We start from the raw sequence: 24,580 nt of genomic DNA, 5'->3' as shown, positions 1-24,580 counted from the left end.
AATTTAGAAATTACATTAAGGAATCATCATGAAAAATTTTACAAAAAAATTAGTGTCTGCCAGCGTTTTACTTGGTTGTAGCTTGGTAGCAAATACAGCACATGCACAAAGCTCTGTATGGCAAGTAAGCAAAGGGAATGACTCGTTATTTATTGGCGGTACTGTACATATTTTGCCTAAAGCTGAGATGCCATTACCTGTTGAGTTTAATCATGCTTATGAACAAGCCGATACAATTGTTTTTGAAGCGCCAGTACCAGACCCAGCTGATACTAATGCTCAAATGCAAATGCTTGGCGCGCTTTCATATACAAATAATGAAACGTTAAGCGAAAAGTTAGAGCCTGAGGTTAAAGCTTCACTTGAAAATAAACTGAGTGAGTTTGGCGCTAACCTCGATAAGTTAGATGGTTTTCGCCCAGCCATGGTGGGTATCGTTTTAATGTCGATGGAACTGCAAAAACAAAACTTACTGGGTGAAGGTGTTGATGCTTACTATACGAAAAAAGCGACTAAAGACAACAAAACAAAAAACTACTTAGAAACAATGGAGTTTCAGTTAGAGTTATTTAAAACAATGGGTCAAGGTAACGAAAATGACTTTATTAAGCGTAACCTAGCAGACCTAAATAATTTTAATGATATGTTTAAAGGGTTATTAGCTGCATGGCGAGAAGGTGATACCGACGCACTAAACAAGGTAGCGGTTGAAAATATTCAGAAAAATGACCCAGAAAGCTACAAGCAGCTACTTAAAGATAGAAATAATAATTGGTTACCAAAAATAGAGGCAATGTTTAATAACGATAGCAGTGAGTTTGTACTAGTTGGAGCTGGACACCTTGTAGGCCAAGATAGCTTGCTTACATTACTTGAAAATAAAGGCTACAACGTTTCTTTAGTGAGCATTAATAACGCACAAGAAATTACTGCAAAAGGAGCCGAATAATGGATAAAACAGACAAATTAGCAGTATCACTACTGTTTTTATTTGGGTCTATCATGTTGATATGTGCCATATGAAAAATGCCGCTAATAAGCGGCATTTTTATTTCAATAAACCTATCCGCGTGGAATAAACCCTAACGCATCGTATACCGATTTTAGCGTTTTCTCTGCACGTACGCTTGCTTTTTCAGCACCCGATTTCATTATGTTATCAAGTAAGTTTTGATCTTCACGAATTTCTTTAAACCGTGCTTGAATTGGTTCAATCATGCTTACTACTGCATCGGCTGTATCTTTTTTAAGGTGACCATACATTTTACCTTCAAACTCTGGCACTAGGTCTTCTATTGAGCGCTTAGTCGCAACGCTTAATAAAGTAAGTAAGTTTGATACGCCTGGCTTTTCAGTTCGGTCAAAGTAAATACGTGCTTGCTCATCTGAATCGGTTACTGCTTTTTTAAGCTTTTTCTCAATCTTTTTAGGCTCATCTAACAACATAATGTAGCCATTTGGATTTTCATCAGACTTAGACATTTTTTTGAGTGGATCTTGCAAGCTCATTACACGTGCGCCAAATTCTGGAATATATGGCTCAGGCAGCTTAAAAACGTCACCGTATAAGTTATTAAAGCGCGTCGCTATGTCACGCGTTAGCTCTAAGTGTTGTTTTTGATCTTCGCCTACCGGCACCTGATCGGCTTGATAAAGTAAGATATCAGCTGCTTGTAATACTGGGTACGAAAATAAGCCCACGTTTACATTGTTAGCATGCTTTGACGACTTATCTTTAAACTGTGTCATGCGGTTAAGTTCACCCATTTGCGCATAACAATTAAGCACCCACGCTAACTGCGCATGCTCTGGCACTTGAGACTGAACAAATAACGCTGACTTTTCAGGGTCGATACCGCACGCAGCATACAACGCAACACCATCTAGTACACGAGAGCGTAATAATTCAGGCTCTTGGCGAACGGTGATAGCATGCAAGTCAACCAACATAAAGAAACTTTCGTGATCTTCCTGTAACTTTAGCCACTGGTTAATAGCGCCAACATAGTTGCCTATTGTCATACCACCGGTTGGCTGAATGCCGCTTAAAACTACTGGTTTACTCATGATTTTCCTTTATTTACTTAATTATTAATATTTAACGCTGCGTTAGAACAGGTATTATATCTAAGAAGTTATCGCATAGGTACTGTGGATTATAATCAGCAAGGTTTTCACTTTGATTATAACCATAGCCTACTGCTATTACATCAATACCCGCCGCTTTTGCAGCAAGTATATCGCTTTTAGAATCGCCAATCATTATTGCTTTAGCAGGCTCAATATTTAACTTTTCACACGCAAATAATAATGGCTCAGGTGACGGTTTTTTTGCCATATCATCACCACAAATAATCAGCTCAAAATGATTGGTAAGGGCTAGCTTATCGAGTAACTTTTCTGTGAAAATTCGAGACTTATTAGTTATCAATGCTTTTTGCATACCACGTAGAGCAGCAAGTCCTGTTTCAACATGTTGGTATGGCACGCTGTATTGGCCTACTTGTTCTTCATAATGCTTATGAAACTGTGCTATGGCTTTATTCGTTAGCGATTCATCTAAATGCTCACTAACTTGCATATCACCACTCAGTGCTCGCTTTACCAGCATGTCTATACCATTACCAACCCAGCTTTCGACCAAGCGTTGGCTTACAATAGGAAATGCTAAATCGCTCAAAGTTAAATTAATCGAAATATAGAGGTCGTATACACTATCGACTAACGTGCCATCTAAATCAAAAAATGCGGCATCATACTGCATTATTTTACACTCTCAAGTTGCTTACGCATTTGATCAATAACCACTTTGTAGTCTGGTTGATTGAAAATAGCTGAGCCTGCTACAAACATATCTGCACCTGCTTGAGCTGCTGCAGCAATATTGTCTACCTTGATACCACCGTCCACTTCAAGTCGAATATTTCGGCCTGACTCAACAATACGCTGCTTTGCCTGCGCTAGTTTTTCAAGTGTGTGAGGAATAAAACTTTGCCCACCAAACCCAGGGTTTACTGACATAAGCAAAATGGTATCTAGCTTCTCAATCACATGATCTAAATAACTTAGACTTGTTGCGGGGTTAAATACCAAACCCGCTTTACAGCCCTGATCTTTTATTAACTGAATAGTGCGATCAATATGCTCGCTCGCTTCGGGATGAAACGTGATAATGGATGCCCCCGCCTCAGCAAACTGTGGAATGATACTATCGACAGGCTTAACCATTAAATGCACGTCAATTGGCGCGGTGATACCGTAATCTCTAAGTGCTTTACACACCATCGGCCCAATTGTTAAGTTTGGAACATAGTGATTATCCATTACATCAAAATGAACTACATCTGCGCCGGCGGCTAAAACGTTATCAACATCTTCACCAAGTTTTGCAAAATCAGCTGAAAGAATTGATGGGGCAATTAAGTATTTTTGTTCTGGGCTAAACATAGCAGATTCACCAATGAGTCAAATATTACGTTAATGTAACTCAATTGATGACGTTACCCAAGCAACTAAGGCGTAAACCTGCTGTTTTTAAAGTGGTTAAGTGGCTATTTTTGAATTTAATTAATCGTCTTTATTAGAAACAAGTTTGTTATTTGAACAGTTTTTGCTATGCTTAAAAAAGTAACAAAATATTAGGTTTAAACCATGCGCGCTTTTAAAATTGGGATATTAATTGCTTCAGCATTATTAGTGATTGGGGTAGTCAATTTTACGCCAAGCTCAGGGCAAGAATTAAGCTCGGTTAATAATTGTGCCTCGCAAGCAACACACGAAATAGAGACAAGTAAACCCTGTTTACATGTACTTGAAGAAGACTCTTCGTGGTTTTCTTGGATCACAGGCGATAGCCGCAGTGCTCAGTTTCATTACCTAGATTTATTAGAGCTATTAACAAGCTCAGACGACAGCAAAAAAACACCTTCTTTAAAGCCTTTATTCTAAACAATGCGGCACTTTATTAGCGCGTTGCAAAGTGTGCTAGCCGCATTTTTTGGTGTTCAATCAGAACAAAAACGCCGTGCCGATTTTCAAGAACACTCGATTTCATCAATTATTGCCATTGCGGTAATACTTTTTATCGCTTTTGCGCTTTCAATTTACGCTGTGGTTGCTTTAGTGGTAAGTACATAGCCATTAACTCGCCGACTTTGTTACGAGTTCCCCCCTTAGGACTTATCGTTCTCTTAACTTGAATTTGATCAAGAGACGCTTGGCTATATATTTTTCGTGTCCATACAGTATCGTGATTTGAAATAAGCACTGGCGTGTTATTTTCAAACGCAGCTTTCTCTGCCAAGTTAGCTAGATTAGCCTGATCATCTAAATTAAACCCGCCCTTAGCATAAGAAGTAAACGAAGCCGTTTTACTCAAAGGGACATACGGGGGATCGCAGTATATAACCGCGTTATTGGGAACCAATTTAAATACGTCATCGTAGCCTAAGCACGTAAACGTCGCTTGCTGTGCTTTTTCAGCAAAAAAATACATTTCTTTTTCAGGAAAATAAGGCTTTTTATATTTACCAAATGGTACATTAAAAATACCTTTTAAGTTATAACGGCATAATCCGTTGTAACCAAAACGATTCATGTATAAAAACAGCATTGACCGTTCGTATACATCGCGACTTTGATTAAATTGAACTCGGTATTCGTAGTAAGCGTCGGGGTGGTTATTTAAATCAACGAATAGTTTTTTTGCGTCACTAATAAACTCATCGGGTGAATTTCTTAATTCTTTATACAAGTTGATTAAATCAGCATTAATATCGTTAAGAACATAATGCTTAAAATTGCTATTTAAAAAAACTGAACCGGCACCAACAAAAGGTTCAACCAAGGTATCAGCATGCGAACTTGCTTGGTTTAATCGCGCGTTAATATCATCAACGAGACTGTATTTTCCGCCAGCCCATTTAAGGAAGGCTCTACTCTTTTGCTGCATTGGTTCTTTACTTCAATCTGGTGTTGCGCGATTTTACACTAAAGCGATTTATATTACTGATCAAGTAGTGCAATTTCTTGTTTTATTTTACTAATTTTTTTATAAAACGGTTTATTTTTTAAGATACTAGCAGGTAAGTTTTTCATACCTTGCTGCGCATCACTTATGCTTGTAAAACTGCCTGTTGTAACCACCCACCATGTTTTACCGTTTCTTTGTGTTTGATAGGTGTACGCTGTTAATTGAAGTGCATATTCTTCTATAAAATCATCTACAACTTGTTTTTGTGTGACTGCAAGTAACTGAATAACTGTATTTGAATCATTTTGCTGAGAGTACCACACGCTGGCTCCGTCAATAGGCTGCGGCATTGGTGATTCACCTGCTTCAGTGCTTGTTTGCCTCTCCTCTAGAAACTCTTCAACTGGCTCATCCTCTATAGGGCTATTTGACTTAGTTGAATTATTGTCCTGACTTCCAGCACTTAAGCTTTGCATTATTGCAGGTATATCGTTTGTACTTTGCAGCTCAACTTTTGGTGGCTCACTCTGCTTGGTGCTTGTTTCTGTGTCGGCTGATACATAAGTCATACTTGCTGTATTGTCTTCAAAATTAGAAGGTGCTGTGACCTGACTCACTGGAATAGCAGTGCTATCAACCTCAATGGTGCCTTGTTCATAATGTTTTTGCCACCAGTCACTCATGTCTGATTTATACAACAAGCCTATAATTAAAAGCATAATGAGCAACATCAGTACCAGTAAATGTACACGCCATGATACTTTATCTTTGACTTTAATATCAGCAATATACTCATCTTGTTGCCAAGCAAGCAATAAACTAGGGTTACCGTTAGCTTCAGCTAAAAAAGCTTGGAAAACAGGGTCTTCATCATGAGGAAGTTTTTCAAAATACCACCCCATTAACTGCTTGCTTTCATGAATGGGGAGCCGTTCAAGATGAATTTCAACTGCATGTTCAACTGGCAGTTTTGCAGCTGAGGCAATCATAATATAAAGAGTGATTAGACTATTTTTAGCTAGCAACTCAAGCTCAATCAAAAACTCTTCTGATAAGTGCCTACCACCGTCAATAACCCACAAACATGAGCCCGGTTGTTGTTGATTAAGTAACTGATAAAAATTTTCAGACAAACTCAAATTATGATCAACTAACGGGTTGTTAAAGCTCTGCTCTAATAGGTCGCTCATTAACTGAGCGTCCGTTAATTTTGCACTTGATTGTACAAATGCCTTATTAAAGTCGTTGTATTTATCGGTAATAAAGGTTTCAAGCAGATAACTCTTACCTAAGCCTGATGTGCCCAGTAAAACAATGAGGTTTTGGCCATATTCAAATTGCAGTGCGATTCTATCCACCAAAGCCGCACGGCTTGGTAAAATTTGTGACTGCATTTAGTGCTCGATTAATGCTCGGACTTGATCGTCAGATACATCATCTACAAGTGCACATTGACCAAATTGAGTGGGTAAAATAAAACGGATAGTCCCTTTTTTATTTTTTTTGTCTTTACGCATGTGCAATAAAAATTGCTCGCTCGTCATATCAGCAGGCACTTCAGTTGGCAGGTTATACTGTTTAATAACAGCTATTATACGCTCTACATCTTGCTGCGTTAAGTCACCTCGTGTACTAGCCAACCGAGAAGCTAATACCATACCTGTAGCAACAGCTTCACCGTGGAGCCACTTACCATAGCCCATTTGGGCCTCAATTGCGTGACCGAAAGTATGCCCTAAGTTTAGCAGTGCTCTAAGACCTTGCTCTTTTTCATCTTCAGCAACAATTAACGCTTTAATCTCACAGCACCTGTAAATAATATGTTGTAGGCATGTCTCATTTAGCAGCTGTAGGTTTTCAACATTTTGTTCTAAATAAGCAAATAGCTCGGTATCGTATATTAAACCATACTTGATAACTTCGGCCATTCCTGCCGCAAACTCTCTTTTTGGGAGTGTATGCAAAGACTGGGTATCAATAAAAACAGCTTGTGGCTGATAAAACGCCCCAATCATGTTTTTCCCTAACGGATGGTTCACTGCTGTTTTTCCACCAACAGATGAGTCTACTTGCGATAAAAGTGTTGTCGGTATTTGAATAAACGGCACACCGCGTTGGTAACATGCAGCTACAAATCCAGTTAAATCGCCAACTACGCCGCCACCTAGTGCAATTAAGCAAGTATCGCGACCACAGTTATTTTGCAGTAAAAATGCAGATATTTTCTCAAACCAATCAAGCGACTTGTATTGCTCACCATCAGGTATGATAAAGGAAAGAGGGTTTAATTCAGCTAATGAATCAAGCAAGCCTTGTAAGTATAAAGGTTCAATTGTGTCATTAGTAATGATGATAGGCCGACAATCACCAATATGGTGAATTAGACGGCCATTATCTTGAAGTGCAGATTGCCCAATATAAATAGGATAACTTCGCTCGTCCAAATTAACAGTTAATTTAAGCATGCTCAGCTAATCCTTTATTATTTATTGGTTTTAAAAATCTAGTTTCTCAATGATTTGATTTGCAACAACTTTAGCGCTTTGCTCATCAGTGCGTACAACAAAATCAGCCACTTCTTTATATAACGGTTCGCGTTCTTCTGCTAAGCGCTCTAGTACATCACGAGGTGCTTCTTCGGTTTGCAGTAACGGGCGACGCTTGTCGCGTTGTGTGCGTGCAACTTGCTTTTCAATAGGTGTCTCTAGGTATACAACGATACCACGAGCCGAAAGCTTGTTTCGAACTTCTTTACTCATTACTGAACCACCACCTGTAGCAAGTACAATACCTTGCATTTCAGTTAAGTCGCCAATAACAGATTCTTCACGAAGTCTAAAGCCTTCTTCACCTTCAAGATCGAATACCCAGGCAATATCTGCACCCGTACGGCGTTCGATTTCTTGATCAGAATCAACAAATTCAAGGTGTAACTGATCGGCAATGTGACGACCAATTGTGCTTTTTCCAGCCCCCATGGGGCCAATTAGAAATATATTACGTTTCTCAGCCATATCTTTTAGTACAAACGAACTCTAAAATTTGAAATAAAACCCCGCCTAACGACCTGGCCCCAAAATTAAGGAGGGGATTATCTCAGTAATTGCAGGGGTATTTCAAGTCAATTAGAATAAAAAGCCACATAACGAGCAATTAAACTAGATAATCACCCGTCGATTAACAAAAAAGTACCTTATTTTAATCTATTTGTATTTTCGGTGTCACAAAAATAAGCAGTTCGCGCTTTTCATTAAATTCACTAGTGCTTTTAAATAACCTACCAACATAAGGAATATCACCTAATACCGGCACTTTATTTGTGGTGTTGATTATTTGTTGTTGGAAAATACCACCGAGTACAATAGTTTGCCCATTTTCTACTAGCACTTGTGTTTGAATTTCTTGCGTATCAATTGATACAGCCTCACCAGTGCCCGTTTGTACAGTATCACCGCGTGTATCTTGCGTGATAATTAAGTCTAATATTACTTTGTTATCAGGCGTTATATGCGGCGTAACCTCTAGACTCAGTACTGCTTTTTTAAAGCTAACCGTTGTTGCACCGCTAGAAGCTGATTCTGTATAAGGTATTTCAGTACCTTGCTCAATACGCGCTTTTTGCTGGTTGGCAGCAATAATACGCGGGCTTGCAATAATCTCACCCTTATTTTCTTCTTCAAGTGCACTTAACTCTAAATCGATGAGTGTACCGTTGGCGAGCTTTGCTATGTGCAGGCCAATACTTGCCGCTGGATTTGTAATAGGCAGATTTACATTTAACCTATCTGTTAAGTCAGGTATTACCCCATTTGAAATTGTTTCAGCGCCTTCCAAAGAACCTGATATGCCATCACTACCTTGCTGATCGCTAAACCCCCAACGCACACCTAGATCCTCAGTTACATTATCACGAACTGTTACCATACGAGATTCAATGACAACCTGTTGAACCGGTATATCTAGGGTTTCAATCATGCGTCTAATATTCTCTATACTCTTAACAGTATCTTTAACGAGTAGCGTATTAGTACGCTGATCAACCGACACGCTTCCGCGTGGAGTAATGATGCTATTAATATCAGTTTTTAATAAATCAGCAAAGTCTTCAGCTTTGGCATAATTTAAACGCATATATTCGCTGTAAAGCGGCTCTAAATCTTCAACTTGTTGCTTTGCTTTTAAATCTTTAGCTTCACGGGCGGCAAGTTCTTCAGCTGGCGCTACCATCAATATAGAGCCATCCATACGCTTGTCCAACCCTTTGATGCGTAATACTACATCAAGAGCCTGATCCCAAGGCACACCGTCTAGACGCAGCGTAATATTTCCCGTAACAGAGTCACTCGTTACTAAGTTAAAGTCGTTATAACCTGCGATAATTTGTAATGCGGCACGGACCGAAATATCTTGAAAGTTTAAGGTCATTGGTCGACCTTGATACTCTTTACCACCATCTAAATAGGCATTCTGAGTCTCATCTTTTTCAACCGTAAGAGTAAGAATATTGTCTATTTGCTGATACGTGAACGTAAATTCCGCATTTGGTTCAATAACAACGCGGCTACGCCCTTCTTCTTTAAATGTTTCGATGGTACTAACAATGGTACCAAAATCTAAAACATCTAACTCATAGAGTAAATCGTCAAGAATGTCAGTATGGTGAAAATCTGCGTAAATTTTGCCGCCACTTTCATGCACTTCTATTGCAGCTTGAGTATCTTGTAAAAATACAAGCACCTTCGCCTCACCTTTTTCACCACGTCTAAAATCAATCGACTGAATTCGGTTGATGTAGTTTCCACTCACATCACCTGTTAGTAAAGCTTCATCTTCGGTCACTGAACCAGTTAATGGATTATCTGATACACGTATTGAAACTAGGTTATTGTTAACTTCTGTTTCATACATTTTTAATCTGTCTAGGTTAACCGTTACCTTTAAACCTTGCTCAGATAAAACATTAGTGACGCTACTAATACCTGCTTGATTAACTTCAACGTCATTTAACCCTAATTCTAACTCTGCGGTGTCAAAAAACATTTCAATGCGCGCTGGGCTGTTAAACACTTGAATTTGCGGCTCTAGCGTTATCTCTTCGTCGAAAACAAGCTGTAGTTCGGTTTCACCTTTAAGTAATGGATTATAACGTACATCGTAAAGCAATGGTCCTGCCAAAGCATTACTAGCACAAACCAAAGCGGCTGTTGCAAGTAAACTTTTCGCAATGCGATTAAACCAAAGAACATCCTTATGCATGTTATTTTTACCTTTTTTATTATTAATTTGCGCCATCAGTTGCCGCCTCTAACATTTCCAGTTTAGTCAGGCGCTCTTTCCAACAACCAGACCCATCAGGGATTAATTCAACTAATTCTATGAAATCATTACTCACAGCTTTTACCTTGCCATCGTAACTACCCAAATAATTACCAATCGTTACACGGTGTAACGTTTCATCTGCCGCGGTTATAAGTGCCCAAACTTGACCACTTGAGCCAATTGTACCTTTCATTGCCAGATTATCTAACGGGTATTTTTCTAGTGGCTCACGGCGTCTGTCTGGATCTGGGTGTAAACAGTTTTTTATTTGTGTCAATTTGTTCTGAATTATTTCAGGTTGGGGTGCCACAAATGGGCTTCTCAAATTACCTGCACTATATTCAAAAATTTCAAATTGAGTAAGTTCAGGAATTGACTCAACTTTAGGCGTAGTGCTTGCTTTTACCTGATCAATAAACTCTTTTTGTTCCGATGTATCATCGTTACAACCTACTAACGCAACAACAGCCAAAACCGGGATTAAATGAAGAAGCCTCATTTTTTAGCTCCTTCTTCATAGCGGTAAGTTTTTGCTACAACACTAAATGTTAGCTGTTTTTCACCAGAAGACGTAATAGAAAAGTCATGTAAACTAACTATTCGTGGCAACTGAGCCACTTTTCCAACAAATTCACCAAATTCGTGATACGTGCCTACGACTTCGATTTTAATGGGCAGTTCGGTATAAAATTCTTTTTGAACCTCAGGTAACCAGCCAATTTTTAAAAAAGTGAGTCCACTTGTTGTGCCAACATACGATAAATCATCAAGTAAGCCCGGTATTTCATTTGAAGTAGGTAAACGTTTAAGTAATTGAGAAAACTTATCTTCCATTTCTATCATTTGCTGACGATAAATATCCAACTTACTCGCCACAGCATACTTTGTTCGGTATGTACTTCTTAAATCAACCTCTTTGGAAACTGCATTGTGGTAACTGTCAATTTCGTCAGAAACCAATAAGCTATAACTAAAAAACAAAATAAGGCCAGCCACAAATGCACAACAAATCACTTTTACAGCCGCAGGCCAATCACCAATGTTATCTAATTCAATTTCATTCCAATCTATTTCGCCAAGCGCTTTAAAATCAAGGTTCATCACGCACCTCACCAATCTCATCAAATGGTTTTACGTAAAACTCCATACTAAAGTCACTGAGTAAACGCGAAGACTGATCGCCTGCAACAATATCTTGCATTGTTAAGCGCTCTAATAAATAAGAACCTTGTACTTGACGTATCATAGTGGATAAACGGTTATTTGATTCACTGCGCCCAAGCACATAAATTTGGCTACCTCTGCGCTCAAGCTTTGTTAAATAAATACCTTGAGGCACTATTTTTGTTACTTCATCCATAATTTGTGTGCCAAGGTTACGACTACTTTGCAGCTCTTCAATTAGTCGCATACGTTGCTGTAGGTTTTCTTTTCGTTTGTCTAGTTCTCTGATATCACTTATCTTTCGATCAAGCATACTGATTTCTGAACTTAAATAATTGTTTTTTAGGTTTTGCCCATCTTTTAAGGCGCCATAAAACATGCTTAACAAGTACATACTTAAAAAACACGCCAGCACAATTCCAATCAATATGGTTACAAATTTCTTTTTAGACTCTTCGCGTTGTCGCTCTCGCCAAGGCAGTAGATTTATATGTGGCATGATGAAAAACTCCTTAATGCCAAGCCTGTCGCAATCGCAAACTGTGTTCTATGGCGTTGCATTACATTACGATCTACTTTGGGCGAAATTTCCATATTTGCAAAAGGCTCTGCAACAACACTATGGATACCTAGTTCCTCTATTAACAAGCGATCTATTCCTTTGATCATAGATGTGCCGCCTGTCAGTACAATGTAATCGATTTGCTCTTTACCACTGGTGGTTAAGAACATTTGTACCGCTCTACGTACTTGCTGTAATAACGCTGTTTGAAACGGCGCCAACACCTCAAAAGTATAATTAGGAGGCAAGTCGCCAGATGTTTTACCTATTTCAGCCTCATCAAACCCTTTGTTGTAGTAGTTAACAATACTGTTTGTATATTGATCGCCACCGAAAACCTGGTCACGGGTATAAATAGTTTCACCGGCTTGCACAACACTCACAAGCATTAATACAGCCCCTATATCAACTACCGCCACACATTTGTTGAAGGCATCACTTGGCAGCTGTTGGTAATAAACATCCATAGCACGACTAAGTGCATAACTTTCTACGTCTACAATTTTGGTATCTAGGTTTGCATCTTCTAGTGCGCCAACACGCGCTTCTACACTTTCAGTTCGCGCAGCAGAAAGTAACACGTTCATTTTGCTCGGATCAGCTTCATTGGTTGAAAGCTTTTCGAAGTCTAGGCTCACTTCGTCAAGTGGGTAAGGTATTAAACTGTCGGCCTCAATTTCAATTTGAGACTCAAGCTCTGCATCGCTTAACGACACGTCCATAAAAATCACTTTAGTTATAACCGTTTGCCCCGAGACGGCCACAGCTGCATTTTTAAGTGATTTTGGTAATTTTCTTTTTAATTTTGTTATTACATTACCAATCGCTTCAATATCTTGAATCGTTCGTTCACTCATAGCGCCTTTAGGCATTGGCTCAATTGCTAGCGCTTCTAATCGAAATCCAGTTTCAATTTCTCTCAGAAGCACCGCTTTAATCGAGTGCGATCCGATATCAATTCCTACCATCATCGGTGACGGCTTTTGAAATAGTTGACTTAGCATGTTTGCAACTTGGCCTTTGTTTTAATAATAAACAAGTTATAATTTTTTTCTGAAAAAATATTATTCATTTTTTAATCAATATATACTATCAGTCCAAACTCGCAATTGGGAGTCCATTTAGGGAAATATAAGTGATTTTATTAAAACGAACTTTACAATTTTTTATCATTTGTACGTTAATCGGTCTGATAACTTTGGTCAGTCTTTATTACTACGTTAAACCTGATATCCCCAGTGTGCAAGTTTTAAAAGACGTGCAATTACAAACTCCTATGCAAGTATTCACCAAAGATGGCCTCTTAATCAATCAATTTGGTGAAAAACGTCGTATTCCGGTTACTATTAACGAAATCCCACAACCACTCATTGATGCATTTTTAGCAACTGAAGATAATCGCTTTTATGATCATATAGGTATAGACCCTATTGGTATAGTTCGCTCTGCAATTGTGCTTATTTCTACCGGCGAAAAAAAGCAAGGGGCAAGTACCATTACTATGCAGCTTGCGCGTAATTTTTTCTTAACCCGAGAAAAAGCGTATATTCGTAAAATAAAAGAGATATTCATTGCACTGCATATTGAAAATGTTCTTACCAAAGACGAAATATTAGAACTTTATCTCAATAAAATAGAGCTAGGTAACCGTGCCTTTGGTATTGGGGCTGCAGCTCAAGTTTATTACGGAAAAGAGTTAAAAGACTTAACGCTTGCTCAAATGGCGATGATTGCAGGCTTGCCTAAAGCTCCTTCTGCGTTAAACCCTATTCGTAACCCCACCCGTGCAAAAGCACGCCGTAATGTTGTACTGGGTCGCCTATTAACTGAAAACTACATAACTCAAGAAGTATATGATGATGCAACAAGCCAACCTATCACTGCGTATTTTCATGGCGCAGAAATAGATTTATACGCGCCGTATATTTCTGAGATGGTGCGTGCAGAAATGGTTGCACGCTACGGAATAGACAAAGCATATAACTCAGGCTTTAAAATATTCACCTCTGTTGAGTCTAAAGTACAAAAAGCGGCGCAAACCGCGTTAGTTAATAATCTTCATGACTACGATATGCGCCATGGTTTTAGAGGACCCAACGCTATTTTATGGGATCCTGAGCAGCAACCAGCTCTTAGCGAAGAAAAAATACTGACCAAACTTAATGAAGCTAAAGAAATAGGCACATTAAAAGCGGCGGCTGTTTTAAATGTGGATGAACTCAATGCCACGGTAATGCTTAAAAATGCAGAGCAAATAACCCTATCGTGGGACAATTTAAAATGGGCACGTAAATACATAACGCGTTACCGACAAGGCTTTGCTCCAACAACCGCTACTGAAATATTAACCCCTGGCATGCAAATTTGGGTGCGTAAAAACAGCAAAAACGAGTATGAACTAAGCCAACTACCTGAAGCTTCAAGTGCGATTGTTTCACTTGACCCGCAAGATGGCCGTATAAAAGCCATTGTTGGTGGCTATAGCTTTGAGCAAAGCCAATACAACCGAGCTATTCAAGCAAAACGCCAAGTGGGATCAAACATAAAGCCGTTTATTTATTCTGCCGCGCTTGAAAACGGCTATACGCTCGCCTCTATTTTAAATGATGCGCCAATCAATCAGTGGGACAAAAGCCAAGGTGTAGCATGGCGGCCTAAAAATAGTCCGGCTGTTTACAATGGCCCGATCAGAATTCGCCGCGCGTTAGCGCAATCTAAAAACGTAATTTCAGTTCGTTTGCTTAGAGGTGTTGGTTTACAACGTACAGCAGATCACTTATTAAAATTTGGCTTTAAAAATTCAGACATAAACCGTAGTGAATCATTGGCACTGGGTAGTGCTTCAATTACCCCTATTGAACTCGCGCGTGGTATGAGTGCATTTGCCAATGGCGGGCATTTAATTGAGCCATACTTTATCGCTGAAATTCAAGACGCGTTTGGCAATAGCTTATTTAAAGCTAGCCCGACAAAAGTATGTGAAGACAACTCTGCGGAATCGCTAACGCCAGTAATAAACTCCGAATTATTCCAGTCACAAAACTCTGACATGCCAGAGATAAAATGTGCGCCACAGGTCATATCCAAACAAAATGCATTTTTAATAGCTCAAGCATTGCATAGCGCTGTTTGGGGTGGTGGTAACTGGTCACGTAAAACGGGTTGGTCAGGCACAGGTTGGCGCGCTCAAGCATTAGGCCGTCGTGATCTATCAGGAAAAACAGGTACAACTAATGATTCTGTAGATACATGGTTTAGTGGCTTTAACCGAAATGTAATAACTTCAGTTTGGGTTGGGTTTGATAACCCAGGTAATCCATTGGGCCGGACTTCTTACAATAACAACCTTGATAGCAGTCAAATATCAGGGGCTGAATCTGGCGCTAAAACAGCACAACCTGCTTGGGTTGAGTTTATGAAAGTCGCGCTTGAAGGTAAACCTGAGGCCCCCATCGAGCCGCCTGAAGGCTTAGTGTCTATTAGGATTGATTTAGAAACCGGTTTATTGAGTCACAAAAACGATTACACCAGTCGCTTTGAGTATTTTGACAAAGGAACCGCACCTACTAAATATGTGCTATCTCAGCCTAACGATATATTTGAAGAAGATACAAAAACAGAAGAAGAGCTATTTTAAAGCATTTATAAACAAAAAACGGCGGCTTAATTTAAGCCGCCGTTTTTATATCAATATACAAGCTTATTTCAAGTTTTGCACAAGCCAATATAAATCTGAATGAACACCCGCCGCAGTTACCTCACTACCCGCCCCTGGGCCTTGAATAACTAATGCATTGTCGCTGTACCATTTACTGTTTATCACAAAAATATTATCGCCAGGTGTTAAGTTTGCTAGCGCATCACCGTTTGGCACGTATGCAATGCCTACTTTTGCAACGACTTTATCGCATGTAATTTCTAACAACCCTGTGTATCTAAGCACTGCATTTTTAGCTTGCGCTGCTGCAGCGTGTTCTTCAATAAACGTATCAAGCTTCGTTTTTTTATCTATAAAATCGTCCCAGCTACCCCGAGCAAGTTCAACTGGCATAAGTGCCGAGAGACTTATATCGCCAAGCTCAAGCTCTACACCTAGCTCTCGGGCTAAAATAAGTAGCTTACGCTGCATATCACGCCCAGATAAGTCTTCACGTGGATCTGGCTCTGTAAAACCCATTTTTTGCGCTTCAAGCACCAACTCTGAAAACGCAACACTGCCATCATATTTACTGCATAACCACGATAGCGTGCCAGAAAACACACCTTCTATTCGCGTGATTTTATCGCCACTATTTTGTAAATCAGCTAAAGCAAAGTTTATAGGTAAGCCTGCTCCTACACTTGTGTTATAACGCCAATGTAAGTTGCGCTCTGCCAAATTATGCCTAAGTGTTTGATACCAATGTGTAGGCGCTGTGCCGGCATATTTATTTGCACTAATTAAATGGCAATCGCTTTGCACAAAGTCAGCATAAAGCTGGCTAAATTGCTCACTAGCAGTAATATCAATGACTACTTTATGCTCGTAATCAAGCTCGTTAATTGAATTTAATAAATCACTACTTTGGTATTTTTTGGCCTCAAGCTGCCATTGTTTTTGCCATGTTTGAGGGTTAACTCCACTTGGATTAAACAGCATCTCTTGAGAGCGAACCAAAGCAACTAATTTAATACTAAAGTCACCGCTTAGGCGCTCAAATTGATCCGCCAGTTGGTGTATAAACACTTCACCTACATTACCTAACCCTGCAACTATAATCGCAATTTCTTGACCTTTATTGACTAGCTTATCGTGCAATGTGCTTAGCACATCGCTATCAATAAATTGATCAGTTAGTAATAAAACATAACCATTACCTTGATGCACAAAACGCGGTTTTATAGTTTGCTCAGCTAATACTTCTAAAGCTTGTAGTTTAAGTGTGCTGATGTCTTGCTCTGGGGCAACAACTGCACAGCCGTTTAAATTCGACTCACTAATATTAGCTCTACCAGCAAAGTAATTAATAACCTGATATGTTTGTGCAGCCGGTACGACTAAATACACTTCGCCATTATGGTTAAAGTGATGAAGACTATGCTGAATAAGCTGGCTAACATTTGCAACCTCACCTTCACTCAAACCTTCTACTGTTAATAAATCAACACTTTGTAGCGTCGTAATAAAGCGCTTTTTCTTAGCTAGACCTTCTTTAACAATATGAGTTGAGCTTGCTTGAACATCAAAACTACTGCGTACAGCTAGCTTTACATTGGTATTTTTTAAGGGCGATAACGTTTTAGCATGCAGAACGGGGTTGCCTAATCGCGCTAGTAAATTGGCCTGAGTGCGGCACACTTTAGCGTACTTAATTGCCTTTTTTACTTTGCGCGGATCGGTACTAAATACACCTTGCGTGTCAGTCCAAATACATACCTGCTTAGCATCACAATAGCTGGCAAGTAATGTTGCGCTGTAATCGCTACCATTTCGGCCAAGCGTTACCGTATCGCCAAATGTATTTGCCGCTATAAACCCGGTTACTACATTCACTTTATTGGCATCAATGACACTGTTACATTGCCGCTTATTTTGAGCATGGCGTAATTCACCATCATTTAAAGTAAAAAGCAGGCGAGCATCGTGTGCGCAGGCATGTACGTTTAACTGTTGTAAATATGCAGCCAATAATCGCGCAGACCATACCTCACCATGGGCAAGTAATTGCGCCTCTTTGAGTTGCTCACTTTGCGCTAAGCTTGCAATTATATTTAGTTCTTCGAGTAATGTTTTAAGTGCGCTGCGCTTTAAATCAGCTTGTAATAATTGCTCAATTAAATCGCTCTGATGATTATTTAACTGCAGTAAAATATCAGCGACAGCTTGTGTGTCTTGCTGCTGATAACTTTGCCACAACGACACAAGGGTATCTGTGGTTTTACCAGCAGCAGATACCACAACACAGTCACCCGGTTGTGAGTGGCCAATAATTATTTTAGCTACGCTTTGATAGCGCTCACTAGAGCTTAAACTTGAACCACCAAATTTATGTACACAATTGACCATATTTATACCAATTCGCTTAATTAGATTGTCTATTTTGAGGATAAGAAAACCGTGTCGATAACAAGGCAAAAATTTCGTTGTTTATTTGTTCTATATGAAAAATTTTTAACGAAGTTAGCGCCGGTTAATCCCTCAAATTGATTAGGTATTATTGCGGATTGGTATTACTTACCAAAGCGCCGGGCGGGCTGCACTTAATTTTACATTGCCTTCAGGCGAGCCAGCCCCTTTACCAACACGGCCAATGTTTTTATTTTGCCCAGGCTTTACAAGCTGAAACACGCGCTCTAAATCAGCTAATAAGTCGTTTATATCTTCTATACCGACTGAAACTCGAATAAGCGTGTCGCCAACCCCTGCTTCAAGCCGTGCTTTAGGTTCCATTCCAGCGTGTGTCATCGTTGCAGGATGGCATATTAAGCTCTCAACTCCGCCCAAAGACTCTGCCAAGCTGAAATCACGTAGGCTTGTTAAAAACGCCGCAGCATCGTTTATGTCGCCTTTAATATCAAAACTCACCATGCCACCAAAGCCCAGTTGCTGAGCTTTAGCTAATTCATGCTGTGGGTGCGATTCAAGGCCTGGGTAATACACTTGACGAACAAATTCAGACTCATCTAAATATTTAGCAATCGCTAATGCGTTTTCTTGATGCTGTTTTAAACGCACATTAAGTGTTCGCAAACCACGTAATGTTAAATAACTATCAAATGGCGCACCTGTAATACCTATATTATTTGCCCACCATGCCAATTCATCGCCCAGCGCTTGTGAAGCTGCAATTACCGCACCGCCTACTACATCTGAATGGCCATTAATGTATTTGGTGGTCGAGTGCACCACTATATCAACACCAAATTTTATGGGGTTTTGTAATGCCGGTGATAAAAATGTGTTATCAGCAGCAACTAAAGCACCGCACTGCTTAGCAATATCGGTTATTGCTTTAATATCAGTTAAGCGCAGTAATGGGTTACTGGGTGTTTCTATCCAAATTAGCTTAGGTTTAATTGCTAAAATTTTGTCCAAGCTTTGTGCTTGAGTTAAATCTAAAACTTCCAGCTTAAGCAAACCGCGCTTTTGCAGTGAAGTAAATAAACGATAGCTGCCGCCGTAACAATCATGAGGGATCACCAACGTATCATCATGATTCAAAATTTGCGTAGCCAAATGAACGGCAGACATGCCCGTAGCAGTAATAATGCCTCGTGCTCCGCCCTCTAGTTCGGCTAACGTTTCAGCTAAAATATCACGATTGGGGTTACCACTTCGTCCGTAATCATATTGGCGTTTTTTATCAAAGTCGGCAAACGAATATGTTGTCGATAAATAAATAGGTGCGACAACTGCGCCATGATGCTTGTCGGCTTCAACACCACTTCTCACTGCAATGGTTGCTTTATTTTTTTCGCTCATATTCGTCACCTGTTCAATTTGGATGTTTAGACGTCTAAAAGAGTAATTTATCTCATTAAAGATGTCAAAACATTTAAAGCTCTAGATGGCTAAATAACTAGTATTTGACTATCTTTTTTAAATCGATAGAATTTCACGCATATTCATATGCATTGTAGCGCATGTGAGCAATTATTAATCTGAGGCGACGATACATCTTATGGCTAAATGGAATGGTGAGTATATTCACCCATACGCAGAACACGGGAAAAAATCAGAACAAGTAAAAAAAATTACCGTTTCGATCCCACTAAATGTATTAAAGGTATTAACGGACGAGCGCACGCGTCGTCAAATTAATAACCTACGTCATGCAACAAACAGTGAACTACTTTGTGAAGCGTTTTTACATGCATTTACCGGCCAACCTTTGCCTAACGATGACGACTTACGTAAGGATAACGCCGAAAAAGTCCCTGAAGAAGTGAAAAAAATAATGCAAGAAATGGGTCTAGAAGTGCCTGTGTTAAACGAAGACTAAACGTAATTTTAGACACAAAAAAACCTCAATTAATTGAGGTTTTTTTGTGTCTAAAATTACAACCTAACACTTATTCCATGTAGTTTTCAGGTAAATCAATTCGTGCAACACCTGACTCTACCGCAGCCATTGCAACCGCTTTTGCAATGCGTGGTAGTAAACGAGGATCCATTGGTTTTGGAATAATATACTTATCGCCAAACTCCAGCTTATCAACACCCGCAGCCGTCAGTACTTCAGCAGGCACAGGCTCTTTAGCAATACTTCTAATTGCTTCTACGGCAGCTATTTTCATTTCATCATTAATTGCACTGGCGCGTACATCAAGAGCACCGCGGAATATAAACGGAAAACACAGTACATTATTAACTTGGTTAGGGTAATCTGAGCGACCCGTTGCCATAATTAGATCGTTTCGAGCAGAATGAGCCAGTGCAGGATCAATTTCTGGATCTGGGTTTGAACAAGCAAACACAACTGGTTTTTCTGCCATTAATTTTAAATCATCGGCAGCTAATAGATTAGGACCCGATACACCAACAAAAACATCTGCATCTTCAATCACATCTTGCAACGTGCGCTTGTCTGTATTGTTTGCAAAAAGTTTTTTGTATTCATTTAAGTCATCACGACGAGTATGAATAACACCTTTACGGTCAAGCATGTATATGTGCTCACGCAAAGCGCCACACTTTATTAAAAGCTCCATACAAGCAACCGCAGCAGCACCCGCCCCCAAACACACAATAGTGGCATTTTCGATAGACTTGCCCTGCACCTCAAGCGCGTTCAACATACCCGCAGCGGTTACAATAGCTGTACCGTGCTGATCATCATGAAATATAGGAATACTGCAGCGTTCAATCAACGCTTTTTCTATTTCAAAACACTCTGGCGCCTTTATATCTTCGAGGTTAATACCGCCAAATGTGTCGGCAATATTAGCCACTGTATTAATAAAATCTTCCGTGGTGCGATGTTTAACTTCAATATCAATAGAATCAAGGCCAGCAAATCGCTTAAACAGTAACGCCTTACCTTCCATTACAGGTTTTGAAGCAAGTGGGCCTAAATTGCCCAGGCCTAAAATTGCAGTACCATTAGTGATAACCGCAACCATATTCCCTTTGCCGGTGTATTTATAAGCGTTTGCAGGGTCAGCAGCTATTTCGCGTACTGGTTCTGCAACTCCTGGGCTATATGCTAATGCGAGATCTTTAACCGTTTCAGCAGGCTTGGTTAGCTCAATGCTAATTTTTCCTGGAACGGGGTGCGAATGATAGTGTAGTGCTTGTTCACGAAAGTCTGACATAACGCGATTGTATCCTGCAATTAAAGTAAAAGTGAGAGGTGAAGTTTAGGCTACGATACCCTTATTATTTTTAAATTCCAAGCAATATCAGGTCTATCCTGTTATATGCTAGTTCGATTAATTTTAAGAGGTTTTTCAATAACTTTAGTAAATTATATCGACACTTTATAAATAAAAATTCATCCAATAACGGATTTTAAAGGCACATTTGTTCTTTCATTATTTTTTATAAAACATCTTAATAAAGTCTTATTAAAATAAGCAAAAATAGACTTATTCAAATACTTTAAAAACATATAACTTCACGTTAGCTGCATTTAACCACTTAGTTAAAAAATGAACTAATGAAAAATATAGAGAATAATTTGCGGTTTGTCTGTAAGGGTTTATGCATATTCAGAATAAGAACAGGAAATAGTTATGCATTGCAGAGAAATAAGAAAATCGAGTAATAAGCTAAAAATTTGTTACTTAGCTGTTCTATATTAAAAAATTTTAACGCAGCTCGCGTAAAATTTAATTATTCAAATTGAGACGGTATCGCTCGCAAATTGCCACAATTAAATTAAAAGCATAAAAAAAGCACCCTAAGGTGCTTAATTTAACGAGACAGCAAAAATTACTTCTTGCTACCAAGTGCACCGAAACGCTTGTTGAAACGATCAACACGTCCGCCAGTGTCTAAAACTTTTTGCTTACCAGTGTAAAAAGGGTGACACGCTGAACATACGTCAAGGTGAATGTCTTTACATAAAGTAGAGCTTGTTTCGAATTTATTGCCGCATGAACAAGTTGCAGAAATTACTTCGTACTTAGGGTGAATACCTTCTTTCATAGAAACCTCTAGTTAAGGCCGCATCGCTCTCCAAACCCGAAGTCTGGCACCATACGTCGTTAAAACAAATTTGTTGGTCGCGGATTTTATCCAACTACCATCAAACACACAAGCTATTATTAACTGTTTTGCTAAAAAAGTAGCCAGGCACTCAAGCAAGCAACATTTGCTAGTAGGTTTTTAACGTTATTTTTAGTACATTACATCATTAATTTTATGAGTTGAGTTGCTATGCATTTTGTTGAAGTCGCTATAAAAGTTCCCTTACCGCGCACCTTTGATTACAAAGTAGATAAGCAACTTGATGGTATGGCATCACCACTAGAACCCGGAATGCGTGTGTTGGTGCCTTTTGGTAACCAACAAAAAGTAGCCGTTATTTTAGCTATTAAAAGCAAGACCGATGTGCCCGAAAACAAAATAAAACCTATCATTGAAGTCATCGATGATGCGCCTATTTTATCATCTGAGCACATTGCGCTTTTGAGTTTTACATCCCGCTATTACTGTTACCCACTTGGCGAAACAATTCATATAGCGCTACCTAGTGCGCTACGCCAAGGTGAATCACCGGATAAAACCAGTATCAACATGGTTATGCTGACAGAAAAAGGGGCAAAACTTCCGTCACTCAAAGCAAAAACTCAACTTAACTTATTAAAGCAACTTGCGCAGTCTGGTAAATCATCATTAACCGAGCTTAAAGCATTAGGCTTTAGTAAAAAAACTATCGATAGCCTTATTGCAAAAGCATTGATTACACAAACCATAGAACATGATAATCAGTGGCAAAGTACAGCCCCAACAGTGGGTAGCAAGCCTACACTAAATAAAGAGCAAGCCGTAGCTTGCACTGCAATTAATCAAAGTGATGGCTTTAACACATTTTTATTAGAAGGGGTTACCGGTAGTGGTAAAACCGAAGTCTATCTTCAATGTCTTGAGGAAGTGTTAAAGCGAGGTGAGCAAGCCTTAGTGCTCGTACCCGAAATAGGCCTTACCCCTCAAACGGTAAACCGTTTTCGTCGGCGCTTTCCAGATACTCCCATCATGTTATGGCATTCTGCACTTACCGATAACGAACGCCTACAAACCTGGCGCTTTTGCGAAAAAGGGAGTTGCGCGATTGTAATAGGTACGCGCTCAAGTATTTTCTTACCCTTTTTAAAGCTCGGTATGATTGTCGTTGACGAAGAACACGACTCATCATTTAAACAACAAGACACCCTTCGTTACCATGCACGAGATTTAGCAGCTTATCGTGCATTCCAGCATAAAATTCCACTTATACTGGGCAGTGCAACTCCTGCGCTCGAAACCTTGCATAAAGCCATTAATAATAAGTACCAACTTTTAAGCCTGACAGAGCGCGCTCAAACTTCAACCGATAACCAGTTTAAATTACTCGATATGAAAGGCCAGCCCGATCAGGCAGGTATAGCTCATGCAAGCCTTGCTACCATGCGCCAACACTTAAATCGTGGCAAACAGGTTATGGTGTTTTTAAATCGTCGCGGCTTTTCGCCTACGCTTATTTGCCATGAATGTGGTTGGTTGAGTGAATGTAACCGTTGCAGTACCAGTGCCACGTTCCACAAGGCGATTGGTCAAATGATTTGCCACCATTGTGGTGACCAACATCAGGTACCTCATCAATGCCCTGATTGTGGTAGCACGCAAATATTCCCTAATGGAAAAGGAACCGAGCAAATAGAAGAGTTTTTAACAAACGAGTTTCCTGAGACGCCTGTAACCCGTATTGATCGCGATTCCACCCGCCGTAAAGGCAGTTTAGAAAAAGCCCTCGACGAAATTAACTTAGGCGGTGCGCGCATATTAGTGGGCACGCAAATGCTTGCTAAAGGTCATCACTTCGCCGATGTAAGCTTAGTGATTATTTTAGATGTCGATAGCGGCCTCTACTCCTGCGACTTCAGAGCAACTGAACATTTGGCGCAGTTAGTAACTCAAGTGGCAGGGCGAGCTGGCCGATCGGGAGAGCCTGGCCAAGTATTATTGCAAACACATTTCCCTGAACATCCACTATTACAAGATTTAGTCAATAATGGTTACCAAGATTTTGCACGCTTTGCGTTAAGCGAGCGTGATGACGCTGACTTACCGCCTATTACTCATATGGCCATAGTCCGTGCACAAGGGCTTAGTATTAAACTAGTCGTCGACTTTTTGACAGATTTGGTTCCAGTTAACGGTGTATCTGGTATACAATTGCTCGGTCCGATCCCTGCCCCTTTAGAGAGAATAGCGGGTATGTATCGGTTTCAATTGCACATTCAAGCGCAAGATCGCCGCATATTACATCAGTATCTTGCGCAAATGGTTGATTATTTAAGCACGAGCAAACTTGCACAAAAAGTTCGCTGGAGTTTAGATGTAGACCCTATAGATATGATTTAGGTTAAGGCCAAAATAA

The 24,580-nt window shown here is 39.7% G+C and carries 22 protein-coding genes; 6 read left to right on the top strand and 16 right to left on the bottom strand.

Features of this window, described 5'->3' with window-relative positions; translation table 11 throughout:
* Window positions 1-28: 28 nt before the first annotated feature.
* Complete coding sequence (locus AC27I2_RS00355) at window positions 29-949, top strand: TraB/GumN family protein (protein ID WP_487203197.1); 921 nt, start codon at window positions 29-31, stop codon at window positions 947-949.
* A 113-nt stretch (window positions 950-1,062) separates the two neighbouring features.
* Here the strand turns inward: AC27I2_RS00355 and trpS are convergent, their stop codons facing one another.
* From trpS to rpe, 3 genes are read right to left on the bottom strand one after another with little or no spacing between them, the layout of a single operon-like run.
* Entirely contained in the window at window positions 1,063-2,067 is a 1,005-nt protein-coding gene (trpS, locus tag AC27I2_RS00350) for a tryptophan--tRNA ligase (protein WP_006793110.1), read from the bottom strand.
* A gap of 31 nt (window positions 2,068-2,098) precedes the next feature.
* Window positions 2,099-2,764: a phosphoglycolate phosphatase gene (locus tag AC27I2_RS00345; protein WP_487203196.1), complete on the bottom strand. Its 666-nt coding sequence runs from the start codon at window positions 2,762-2,764 to the stop codon at window positions 2,099-2,101.
* The gene (rpe, locus tag AC27I2_RS00340; RefSeq protein ID WP_487203195.1) at window positions 2,764-3,447 is read right to left on the bottom strand and encodes a ribulose-phosphate 3-epimerase; all 684 of its coding nucleotides are present in this window, start codon (window positions 3,445-3,447) and stop codon (window positions 2,764-2,766) included. Before rpe ends, AC27I2_RS00345 begins: the two co-directional genes overlap by 1 nt.
* A gap of 204 nt (window positions 3,448-3,651) precedes the next feature.
* Here rpe and AC27I2_RS00335 point away from each other — a divergent pair, with 204 nt between their 5' ends.
* Window positions 3,652-3,948: a hypothetical protein gene (locus AC27I2_RS00335; RefSeq protein WP_058550596.1), complete on the top strand. Its 297-nt coding sequence runs from the start codon at window positions 3,652-3,654 to the stop codon at window positions 3,946-3,948.
* 3 nt (window positions 3,949-3,951) lie between these two features.
* A complete protein-coding gene (locus AC27I2_RS00330) occupies window positions 3,952-4,137 on the top strand; it encodes a DUF2970 domain-containing protein (RefSeq protein WP_058403846.1) in 186 nt (61 codons plus the stop codon).
* Here the strand turns inward: AC27I2_RS00330 and AC27I2_RS00325 are convergent.
* The 9 genes from AC27I2_RS00325 to AC27I2_RS00285 all read right to left on the bottom strand — a co-directional run bounded on the left by AC27I2_RS00325 (window position 4,082) and on the right by AC27I2_RS00285 (window position 13,021).
* Window positions 4,082-4,951, bottom strand: a complete 870-nt coding sequence (locus tag AC27I2_RS00325; RefSeq protein WP_219422824.1) for a Dam family site-specific DNA-(adenine-N6)-methyltransferase — start codon at window positions 4,949-4,951, stop codon at window positions 4,082-4,084. The genes AC27I2_RS00330 and AC27I2_RS00325 overlap by 56 nt on opposite strands.
* Window positions 4,952-5,004: 53 nt before the next feature.
* Window positions 5,005-6,366, bottom strand: a complete 1,362-nt coding sequence (locus AC27I2_RS00320) for an AAA family ATPase (RefSeq protein ID WP_487203194.1) — start codon at window positions 6,364-6,366, stop codon at window positions 5,005-5,007.
* Window positions 6,367-7,437 (bottom strand): 3-dehydroquinate synthase, encoded by a 1,071-nt coding sequence (gene aroB / locus AC27I2_RS00315; protein ID WP_487203193.1) that lies wholly within the window; start codon window positions 7,435-7,437, stop codon window positions 6,367-6,369. It lies immediately after the preceding gene.
* 30 nt (window positions 7,438-7,467) lie between these two features.
* Complete coding sequence (gene aroK, locus AC27I2_RS00310) at window positions 7,468-7,986, bottom strand: shikimate kinase AroK (RefSeq protein WP_006793103.1); 519 nt, start codon at window positions 7,984-7,986, stop codon at window positions 7,468-7,470.
* Window positions 7,987-8,170: 184 nt separating this feature from the next.
* Window positions 8,171-10,264: a type IV pilus secretin PilQ gene (locus AC27I2_RS00305; RefSeq protein ID WP_058403850.1), complete on the bottom strand. Its 2,094-nt coding sequence runs from the start codon at window positions 10,262-10,264 to the stop codon at window positions 8,171-8,173.
* Entirely contained in the window at window positions 10,251-10,790 is a 540-nt protein-coding gene (locus AC27I2_RS00300) for a pilus assembly protein PilP (protein ID WP_138529519.1), read from the bottom strand. The genes AC27I2_RS00305 and AC27I2_RS00300 overlap by 14 nt, the downstream gene beginning before the upstream one ends.
* On the bottom strand, window positions 10,787-11,392 hold the full coding sequence (locus AC27I2_RS00295; RefSeq protein WP_058403852.1) for a type IV pilus inner membrane component PilO: 606 nt from the start codon (window positions 11,390-11,392) through the stop codon (window positions 10,787-10,789). The genes AC27I2_RS00300 and AC27I2_RS00295 overlap by 4 nt, the downstream gene beginning before the upstream one ends.
* Window positions 11,382-11,954, bottom strand: a complete 573-nt coding sequence (locus tag AC27I2_RS00290) for a PilN domain-containing protein (protein ID WP_138529521.1) — start codon at window positions 11,952-11,954, stop codon at window positions 11,382-11,384. Before AC27I2_RS00290 ends, AC27I2_RS00295 begins: the two co-directional genes overlap by 11 nt.
* Window positions 11,942-13,021, bottom strand: coding sequence for a pilus assembly protein PilM (locus AC27I2_RS00285; RefSeq protein WP_058403854.1), 1,080 nt, complete (start codon window positions 13,019-13,021; stop codon window positions 11,942-11,944). Before AC27I2_RS00285 ends, AC27I2_RS00290 begins: the two co-directional genes overlap by 13 nt.
* Before the next feature lie 131 nt (window positions 13,022-13,152).
* Between AC27I2_RS00285 and AC27I2_RS00280 the strand changes: the two genes are divergently transcribed.
* Complete coding sequence (locus AC27I2_RS00280) at window positions 13,153-15,654, top strand: penicillin-binding protein 1A (RefSeq protein WP_487203192.1); 2,502 nt, start codon at window positions 13,153-13,155, stop codon at window positions 15,652-15,654.
* Between the two features lie 63 nt (window positions 15,655-15,717).
* Here AC27I2_RS00280 and metL read toward each other — a convergent pair whose 3' ends face one another.
* Window positions 15,718-18,063 (bottom strand): bifunctional aspartate kinase/homoserine dehydrogenase II, encoded by a 2,346-nt coding sequence (metL, locus tag AC27I2_RS00275; RefSeq protein WP_487203191.1) that lies wholly within the window; start codon window positions 18,061-18,063, stop codon window positions 15,718-15,720.
* Between the two features lie 168 nt (window positions 18,064-18,231).
* Entirely contained in the window at window positions 18,232-19,479 is a 1,248-nt protein-coding gene (metB, locus tag AC27I2_RS00270; protein WP_487203190.1) for a cystathionine gamma-synthase, read from the bottom strand.
* Window positions 19,480-19,678: 199 nt separating this feature from the next.
* On the opposite strand from metB, the gene metJ reads away from it, so the two are divergent.
* The gene (gene metJ, locus AC27I2_RS00265) at window positions 19,679-19,999 is read left to right on the top strand and encodes a met regulon transcriptional regulator MetJ (RefSeq protein ID WP_006793094.1); all 321 of its coding nucleotides are present in this window, start codon (window positions 19,679-19,681) and stop codon (window positions 19,997-19,999) included.
* A gap of 70 nt (window positions 20,000-20,069) precedes the next feature.
* Here metJ and AC27I2_RS00260 read toward each other — a convergent pair whose 3' ends face one another.
* Window positions 20,070-21,311, bottom strand: a complete 1,242-nt coding sequence (locus tag AC27I2_RS00260) for a malic enzyme-like NAD(P)-binding protein (RefSeq protein WP_487203189.1) — start codon at window positions 21,309-21,311, stop codon at window positions 20,070-20,072.
* Window positions 21,312-21,930: 619 nt separating this feature from the next.
* On the bottom strand, window positions 21,931-22,146 hold the full coding sequence (gene rpmE / locus AC27I2_RS00255) for a 50S ribosomal protein L31 (RefSeq protein WP_006793092.1): 216 nt from the start codon (window positions 22,144-22,146) through the stop codon (window positions 21,931-21,933).
* Window positions 22,147-22,377: 231 nt separating this feature from the next.
* Between rpmE and priA the strand changes: the two genes are divergently transcribed.
* Entirely contained in the window at window positions 22,378-24,564 is a 2,187-nt protein-coding gene (priA, locus tag AC27I2_RS00250) for a primosomal protein N' (protein ID WP_487203188.1), read from the top strand.
* The last annotated feature ends 16 nt before the right edge of the window (window positions 24,565-24,580 follow it).

This window comes from Pseudoalteromonas sp. NH0006-46, assembly GCF_057547735.1.
The sequence above is the reverse complement of the archived record's forward strand: the minus strand, read 5'-3'. Positions and strand labels throughout refer to the sequence as shown.

What these genes read in the sequence shown, in the direction of transcription:
- AC27I2_RS00355 (WP_487203197.1), top strand. Translation starts at nt 29, where the DNA reads ATGAAAAATTTTACAAAAAAATTAGTGTCTGCCAGCGTTTTACTTGGT.
- priA (WP_487203188.1), top strand. Translation starts at nt 22,378, where the DNA reads ATGCATTTTGTTGAAGTCGCTATAAAAGTTCCCTTACCGCGCACCTTT.
- metJ (WP_006793094.1), top strand. Translation starts at nt 19,679, where the DNA reads ATGGCTAAATGGAATGGTGAGTATATTCACCCATACGCAGAACACGGG.
- AC27I2_RS00325 (WP_219422824.1), bottom strand. Translation starts at nt 4,951, where the DNA reads ATGCAGCAAAAGAGTAGAGCCTTCCTTAAATGGGCTGGCGGAAAATAC.
- aroK (WP_006793103.1), bottom strand. Translation starts at nt 7,986, where the DNA reads ATGGCTGAGAAACGTAATATATTTCTAATTGGCCCCATGGGGGCTGGA.
- AC27I2_RS00305 (WP_058403850.1), bottom strand. Translation starts at nt 10,264, where the DNA reads ATGGCGCAAATTAATAATAAAAAAGGTAAAAATAACATGCATAAGGAT.
- AC27I2_RS00330 (WP_058403846.1), top strand. Translation starts at nt 3,952, where the DNA reads ATGCGGCACTTTATTAGCGCGTTGCAAAGTGTGCTAGCCGCATTTTTT.
- trpS (WP_006793110.1), bottom strand. Translation starts at nt 2,067, where the DNA reads ATGAGTAAACCAGTAGTTTTAAGCGGCATTCAGCCAACCGGTGGTATG.
- AC27I2_RS00320 (WP_487203194.1), bottom strand. Translation starts at nt 6,366, where the DNA reads ATGCAGTCACAAATTTTACCAAGCCGTGCGGCTTTGGTGGATAGAATC.
- aroB (WP_487203193.1), bottom strand. Translation starts at nt 7,437, where the DNA reads ATGCTTAAATTAACTGTTAATTTGGACGAGCGAAGTTATCCTATTTAT.
- AC27I2_RS00260 (WP_487203189.1), bottom strand. Translation starts at nt 21,311, where the DNA reads ATGTCAGACTTTCGTGAACAAGCACTACACTATCATTCGCACCCCGTT.
- rpe (WP_487203195.1), bottom strand. Translation starts at nt 3,447, where the DNA reads ATGTTTAGCCCAGAACAAAAATACTTAATTGCCCCATCAATTCTTTCA.
- metL (WP_487203191.1), bottom strand. Translation starts at nt 18,063, where the DNA reads ATGGTCAATTGTGTACATAAATTTGGTGGTTCAAGTTTAAGCTCTAGT.
- AC27I2_RS00285 (WP_058403854.1), bottom strand. Translation starts at nt 13,021, where the DNA reads ATGCTAAGTCAACTATTTCAAAAGCCGTCACCGATGATGGTAGGAATT.
- AC27I2_RS00345 (WP_487203196.1), bottom strand. Translation starts at nt 2,764, where the DNA reads ATGCAGTATGATGCCGCATTTTTTGATTTAGATGGCACGTTAGTCGAT.
- metB (WP_487203190.1), bottom strand. Translation starts at nt 19,479, where the DNA reads ATGAGCGAAAAAAATAAAGCAACCATTGCAGTGAGAAGTGGTGTTGAA.
- AC27I2_RS00290 (WP_138529521.1), bottom strand. Translation starts at nt 11,954, where the DNA reads ATGCCACATATAAATCTACTGCCTTGGCGAGAGCGACAACGCGAAGAG.
- AC27I2_RS00295 (WP_058403852.1), bottom strand. Translation starts at nt 11,392, where the DNA reads ATGAACCTTGATTTTAAAGCGCTTGGCGAAATAGATTGGAATGAAATT.
- rpmE (WP_006793092.1), bottom strand. Translation starts at nt 22,146, where the DNA reads ATGAAAGAAGGTATTCACCCTAAGTACGAAGTAATTTCTGCAACTTGT.
- AC27I2_RS00335 (WP_058550596.1), top strand. Translation starts at nt 3,652, where the DNA reads ATGCGCGCTTTTAAAATTGGGATATTAATTGCTTCAGCATTATTAGTG.
- AC27I2_RS00300 (WP_138529519.1), bottom strand. Translation starts at nt 10,790, where the DNA reads ATGAGGCTTCTTCATTTAATCCCGGTTTTGGCTGTTGTTGCGTTAGTA.